This window comes from Agrilactobacillus fermenti (assembly GCF_021030645.1).
GTDB classification, from domain to species: Bacteria; Bacillota; Bacilli; order Lactobacillales; family Lactobacillaceae; genus Agrilactobacillus; species Agrilactobacillus fermenti.
In genome coordinates this window covers 1-476 of sequence record NZ_JACGCJ010000076.1, presented here as the reverse complement: position 1 = coordinate 476, position 476 = coordinate 1, and the positions used below count along the sequence as shown (strand labels likewise).

At 42.2% G+C, this 476-nt stretch carries 1 protein-coding gene; it reads right to left on the bottom strand.

What is annotated here, in order from left to right:
• Positions 1-120: transposase (locus FHQ08_RS12680; RefSeq protein WP_230914751.1), on the bottom strand; the 120-nt coding region annotated here is incomplete at its 3' end.
• Between the last annotated feature and the right edge of the window lie 356 nt (positions 121-476).

The following is a 476-nucleotide window of genomic DNA, read 5'->3' as shown; positions in this document are numbered from 1 at the left end:
ATCTTGAAGGTCCCGTCGATATTGATTGTAAATCACTTTTCTTCTATACTTTGGTGTAAACACGATATGGTATTTACACAACCATTTGGTATGTGCCAAACTGTTGTATTGATTCGCCATTTGTTTTTTCCCTCTTTCAAATAGATTGATTGGCCTGAACATCCAATATTCTATCTGAAAAGAGGGCTTTTTTGCATAGCAATTGAACACCCACCCGCATAGCGGGTGGTTTACTGTTTCGTACCTTATGGTACTCAACTAGGTCTAAAGACACTAAATCGAGTAGGAGACCCTAACGGGTCGGCCTCTCACACCACCGTACGTACGGTTCCGTATACGGCGGTTCAACAACTTAAGCGTTTCTGAATAGACTGGTACGTTGTGGACAGATTGATAAGTCCACGGCGTTCCAGTCTTTCGTTTGTTAGAGTATATTTCAGTACACCGGTATGTGCAGTATGCCAATACCCTTTACG